This is a genomic window from Micrococcus sp. KRD096 (assembly GCF_017168495.1).
Classification (GTDB): domain Bacteria; phylum Actinomycetota; class Actinomycetes; order Actinomycetales; family Micrococcaceae; genus Micrococcus; species Micrococcus luteus.
The window spans coordinates 6752-12025 of the sequence record NZ_JABFAY010000013.1; the positions used below are offsets into that span (position 1 = coordinate 6752).

General features: G+C 69.6%; 6 protein-coding genes and 1 pseudogene. 4 read left to right on the forward strand and 3 right to left on the reverse strand.

What is annotated here, in order from left to right:
• Positions 1 to 21 precede the first annotated feature (21 nt).
• The 4 genes from J1M41_RS05930 (at position 22) to J1M41_RS05945 (ending at position 2854) form a co-directional block, all read left to right on the forward strand.
• The gene (locus tag J1M41_RS05930) at positions 22 to 762 is read left to right on the forward strand and encodes a thioredoxin domain-containing protein (protein ID WP_206451361.1); all 741 of its coding nucleotides are present in this window, start codon (positions 22 to 24) and stop codon (positions 760 to 762) included.
• A gap of 61 nt (positions 763 to 823) precedes the next feature.
• Positions 824 to 1483 carry a vitamin K epoxide reductase family protein gene (locus J1M41_RS05935; RefSeq protein ID WP_036313831.1) on the forward strand — a complete coding sequence of 220 codons (660 nt, stop codon included), beginning with the start codon at positions 824 to 826 and terminating at the stop codon, positions 1481 to 1483.
• A gap of 54 nt (positions 1484 to 1537) precedes the next feature.
• Entirely contained in the window at positions 1538 to 1915 is a 378-nt protein-coding gene (locus J1M41_RS05940; protein WP_036313828.1) for a helix-turn-helix transcriptional regulator, read from the forward strand.
• Between the two features lie 30 nt (positions 1916 to 1945).
• A complete protein-coding gene (locus J1M41_RS05945; protein WP_036313825.1) occupies positions 1946 to 2854 on the forward strand; it encodes a cation diffusion facilitator family transporter in 909 nt (302 codons plus the stop codon).
• A 205-nt stretch (positions 2855 to 3059) separates the two neighbouring features.
• Here J1M41_RS05945 and J1M41_RS05950 read toward each other — a convergent pair whose 3' ends face one another.
• The 3 genes and pseudogenes from J1M41_RS05950 to J1M41_RS05960 all read right to left on the reverse strand — a co-directional run.
• Positions 3060 to 3677: a recombinase family protein gene (locus tag J1M41_RS05950; RefSeq protein ID WP_036313821.1), complete on the reverse strand. Its 618-nt coding sequence runs from the start codon at positions 3675 to 3677 to the stop codon at positions 3060 to 3062.
• 124 nt (positions 3678 to 3801) lie between these two features.
• Positions 3802 to 4950 carry a TniQ family protein gene (locus tag J1M41_RS05955; RefSeq protein ID WP_159833557.1) on the reverse strand — a complete coding sequence of 383 codons (1149 nt, stop codon included), beginning with the start codon at positions 4948 to 4950 and terminating at the stop codon, positions 3802 to 3804.
• Between the two features lie 14 nt (positions 4951 to 4964).
• A pseudogene (locus tag J1M41_RS05960) lies at positions 4965 to 5147 on the reverse strand (transposase); the annotation flags it as partial.
• Between the last annotated feature and the right edge of the window lie 127 nt (positions 5148 to 5274).

Here is a 5274-nt window from a genome sequence, read left to right on the forward strand (position 1 = left end):
ACCTCACGGATTGGACCGCTCGTGACTTCCCCTGACCCCACCGCTTCCACCCCGTCTTCTCCCACCCCGTCCCGGCAGCGCCGGGCCAAGATCGTGGTCTGGGTGCTGCTGGGCCTGGTCGTGGCCGCCGCCCTCATCGGTTACCTTGTGGCCCGCGGGACCGCCACCGCCCAGCAGCAGGACCTCAACCAGTCCACCGCCCAGTCCACCGGGCAGTCGACTGGGTCTGCCGGTCAGTTGGTGCGGGAGAATAGCCGGGTGCTCTCGCAGGCCCCCAATGAGAAGGCCGTGCTGGTGGAGTTCCTGGACTTCGAGTGCGAGGCCTGCGCGGCGGCTTACCCCTTCGTGGAGGACCTGCGCGCCGAGTATGCGGACACCGTGACCTTCGTGCACCGGTACTTCCCGCTGCCGGGCCACCCGAACTCGGTCACCGCGGCCATCGCCGTGGAGGCCGCTGCCCAGCAGGGCGCCTACGAGTCGATGTACCAGAAGATGTTCGAGACCCAGACCGAGTGGAGCCACACCACGGAGGACCGCAGCCCGGTCTTCCGGGCCTACGCCGAAGAGTTGGGCCTGGACATGGCCGCCTACGATGCCGCGGTGGCCGACCCGGCCACCCGGGACCGGGTCGAGCTGGACGTGGCCGACGGCACCGCCCTGGGCGTGGCCGGGACCCCGACCTTCTACCTCGACGGTGAGCCGCTCACCGTGAACAGCCTGGAAGAGTTCACCGCCGCCGTCGAGGCCGCCACCCAGGACTGACCGCCCGGACCATCCGCGGCCACCCGGGCCAGAGCAGAGGACCGAGAGCAAAGGACTTCCCATGACCGACCGGCTCACCGAGCCCACCGCCCCGAGCGCCGCCTCCCCAGTATCGGCAGCCGGCCCGGCGCCGGCCCCGGCGTGGTTCACCGGGCGCCGGGCCTTCGGCCTGGTGCTGCTCGTCACCGGCGCCGTCGGCTGGATCGCCTCGGCGACCCTGGTCCTCGAACGCCTCGCCCTCTACGAGAACCCCGGCCACACCACCAGCTGTGACATCAACCCCTGGGTGTCCTGCGGACGGGTCATGGGCACCTGGCAGTCCGAGCTGTTCGGCTTCCCCAACCCGCTGATCGGCATCGTCGCCTTCGCCGTGGTGATCTCCACCGCGATGGTCGTGCTCTCCGGGGCCCGGCCCGGCCGCGGGTACTGGCTCGGGCTGCAGGCCGGGGTCACCCTCGGGATAGGGTTCGTGGCCTGGCTGTGGTTCCAGGCCCTGTACGAGATCTACATCCTCTGCCTGTACTGCATGATCGTCTGGGCGGCCATGATCCCCCTGTTCCTCCTGCTCACCGCCCGCAACCTCGCCCACGGCGTGATCCCCGCCCCGCCGGGGGTGGTCCGGTTCGCCACCGGCTGGGCCGGGACCCTCATCGCCGTCGCCTACGTCGCCGTCGCCGGCTCGGTCTTCGTCCAGTTCCTCCCCGCCTTCACCGGCTTCTGACCGGTCCTGGGGCGCGACCTCGCCATTATCGACTGAAGGCGCTATCATCGTCGTATGACGATGATTAAGGAGCCGGGGGTGTCCCCGGCGGCGGGCCTGGGCCCGGCGGCGGCGCTGTTCCACGGGTTCTCCGACCCCACCCGGTTGGCGATCCTGCGGCACCTGGCCACCGGGGAGCACAAGGTGCGCGAGCTGACCGAGCACCTCGGGTTGGCCCAGTCCACGGTCAGTGCGCACCTGGCCTGCCTGGCCGGCTGCGGGTTGGTGGCCTCCCGGCCGGTGGGCCGGGCCTCGCTGTACGCCCTGGCCGCCGAGCCCGAGCTGCTTCAGGTGCTGGCCGCCGCCGAGCGGCTGCTGACGGTCACCGGGCACGCGGTCGAGCTCTGCCCACACTCCGGCACCCCGGGCCCCGACGGCCCCGCCGCGGCCTGAGCCCGGTCCCGGAGAAGGAGGACACAGTTAATGGGTGCACACCACCACGCCTCGCCGGCGCACCGCTGGCGGCTGGCGGTCGCTTTCGCCATCACCACGGCGGTGCTGCTGGCCGAGGTGGCCGGGGCGCTGATCACCGGCAGCCTGGCCCTACTGGTGGACGCGGCGCACATGCTCACCGACGCTGGCGGGTTGCTGATGGCCCTGCTGGCCTCCACCCTGATGGCCCGGCCGCCCACGGCCCGGCGCACCTGGGGGTTCCTGCGCGCCGAGGTGTTGGCCGCCCTGGCCCAGGCCGCCATCCTGCTGGCCGTGGGTCTCTACGCCTTCATCGAGGGCCTGCAGCGACTGTTCGCCCCGCCCGAGGTAGCCTCCGGCCCTCTGCTGCTGTTCGGGATCCTCGGCTTGGCCGGTAACCTCGCCTCGCTGGCCGTCCTCGGCTCCGGCCGCGGGGCCAACCTGAACATGCGCGCCGCGTTCCTGGAGGTCCTCAACGATGCGCTGGGCTCGGTGGCCGTGATCGCCAGCGCCCTGGTCATCGCCACCACCGGCTGGGCGCAGGCCGACGCCGTGGCCGGGATGCTCATCGCCGTGTTGATTGTGCCCCGCACCCTGAAGATCCTGGCCGAGGCCGCGCACATCCTGCTCGAATCCACCCCCCGGGACCTGGACCTCGCCGAGGTTCGGGACCACCTTGAAGCGGTGCCGCACGTGGTGTCCGTGCACGACCTGCACGCCTCCCAGATCGCCACCGGGGTCCCCGTGCTCAGCGCCCACGTCGTCGTCGAGGACCACTGCTTCCACGACGGGCACGCCCCCCAGATCCTGGACCAGCTCCAACACTGCGTCGCCGAGCACTTCGACGTGGCGATCGACCACTCCACCTTCCAACTCGAACCCGCCGCCCACGCCCACCACGAACACCCCACCCACCACTGACCCAGTGGGGCTGGTTGAGCAATAGACGCGTCCGCAGGAGGAACCCCCCACCGGACACACCCGCAGCCGACATGGATGAACAGTGGCACGCCACTAGGGACATCCCGCATGACCCGTCCGGTGGTCCGTCCCGCGACGGCACGTCATACGACACGCCCCCGGGTGGGTCACCATCGGCGGCACACAGCTCCGCAGCCCGCGGTGGTCATCGGCGTTGGGCCAGCACCTTCTGTCCGGCTTCGCGCAGTTCCCCCGTGGGTGAGACGTGGCGGTAGAGGGTCTGGCGGGTGATGCCCAGTTCCTTACACAGGGCACCGACGTTGGTGTCCTTGTTCCCCATCGAGGCCATCGCCAGGCGGATCTTGGCCGGGGTCATCTTGTAGGGCCGGCCGCCCTTGCGGCCTCGGGCCCGGGCCGAGGCCAGGCCGGCCTTGGTGCGTTCGGAGATCAGCTCGCGTTCGAACTCGGCCAGGGCGGCGAAGATCCCGAACACCAGCTTGCCGGAGGCGGTCGTGGTGTCAATCGCCGCCCCCTGGCCGGTGAGCACCTTCAGGCCCACGCCCCGCTCGGTGAGCTCGTGCACGATGTTGACCAGGTGGCGCAGGTCCCGGCCGAGTCGGTCCAGCTTCCACACCAGCAGGGTATCCCCGGCCCGCAGCGCTTTCAGGCACGCGGCCAGATGGGGACGGTCATCGCTCTTGCCGGAGGCCTTGTCCTCGTACAGAGCCTCCGGTTCCACGCCGGCTTCGAGCAGGGCGTCGCGTTGCAGGTCGGTGGCCTGGGAGCCGTCAGCCTTAGACACCCGCATGTACCCCACGAGCACCGCCCACCACCCCTGTCATTTATTCGATCGTTTATGTGACACGAGGCCCGCAGAGCGAGGTGTTGAGAAATATTGTCACGTAACCGGTCATTTATTCTACGTCTCGCAGACGGTCAAGGCGCAGCTATGGTGACAGGTAGTCCGAAGGGATGCCGAGCTCGGTGAAATTGCTCCGGACGCCTTGGATCACTTCGTCGTTGTCGCGGCGGTACATCGTGCAGAAGTTGAAGAGTTGGCGGGCGGTCTCGGGGGTGGTCCGGGCTTCCTCGACGACGGCCTGAAAGTTCTTTTTGATCTCCTGCCAACGGATGGCGGTGGGGTCCGTGGTTTGTTCGGTGCTGCCGGGGTCGCGGGAAATGTCCGGTTGGGGCAGGAACACCTCGGCTTCGCGTCCGGGGCAGGTCATGGCCCGGGTTTCGAGCAGGTGTATCGCGGTGGCGGCGGCTTCCAGGGACTGGAGTTGGCGCTGATCGGAGAGTTCCTCGTAGGGGCGCCACGGGCCCTGTCCGGCGCGGACCGGGTGGCCGGTGCGGTCCCACACCTGTCGTGTCAGCCGGCCGGGTGCGCCGCATTCGATGATGGTCGCGCCGAGCTCGTCGAGCAGCGTCCTGAGTAGTCGGAACCAGAGGCCTGCGTGCACCCGGTGTCGGGGAAGGGCGACGGATCCTGTGGTCAGGGCCTGCCAGGTCCGCTGGTCCATGCTCCGGATCGCCGCCCCGACCGGTCGCGGCTCGGGCCTACCCGGCGAGACGTGCCAGAAGTCGTGGTAGCCCACCGGGCCGTTGTGGCGTTCGAGTCGGCAGTGGTGGACGGGGCAGGAGAGCATTAGGGGCACCAGCCACGCCAGTTGGTAGGGGCAGGGAGGGGTGGATTCCATGGTGCAGCGCGGACAGGCCCGGTGTTGCCAGCCGGCATCCGTGGGCAACCAGGCCCGCCAGTCCTCCACGGTACGGTCGCGTCTCCTTCCCCGGGGCAGCAGTACCGCCAGCTGGCGGGTATAGGTGGTGTAGGCCTTCGCCGCTGGCTCGAGTTGGTCCAGCAGCCAGGGGGTCTGCCCGCCGAGAGTCATGGCCCGTATGGTGTCGGTTCCGGTTCTGGTGCGGCCGGCTAGCTGGTTGATGAATTCCTCCGGGGCGGCCACGTCCAGGTCCCCGGGGCGGGAGATGCAGAACCCGGTATCGAGAACGAGGTCCTCGACCTCGGCCCCGTAGCGGTGGGCTATCCGGCGCAGCCAGGAGGTGAGTGCCTCACCGGTGACCGGGGCCGGGTGCACCGGCCACCGAGTGCTCACAGCAGCTCGCGTTCGAAGACCCGGCGGCGTTCGGTCGGCCCGGTGTAGTTAGCCATCGTCAGGGTCCGGTGGTCGATGGCCTCGAGGCCGGACTCGACGGCGGCCACCGCGGCCGCGGTCAGCAGGTGGGCCAGCTCCCCGATGGTGCCCTCGCTGCGGGCCAGCAGGTAGCGGGCCATGAGTTGAGTCCCTGATAGTGGTGTAACCCTCCCCGGCCGCCAACACCGTCCCCAGCATGGACGCGGTCACCGTGGGAGCCTTCGAGTGAACCTTCCACAGCACTCTCGAAAGGGACATCACCACGAT

Bases quoted from the DNA above. Each gene is read 5' to 3' on its own strand.
- J1M41_RS05935 (WP_036313831.1), top strand. From the start codon at position 824: ATGACCGACCGGCTCACCGAGCCCACCGCCCCGAGCGCCGCCTCCCCA.
- J1M41_RS05940 (WP_036313828.1), top strand. From the start codon at position 1,538: ATGACGATGATTAAGGAGCCGGGGGTGTCCCCGGCGGCGGGCCTGGGC.
- J1M41_RS05945 (WP_036313825.1), top strand. From the start codon at position 1,946: ATGGGTGCACACCACCACGCCTCGCCGGCGCACCGCTGGCGGCTGGCG.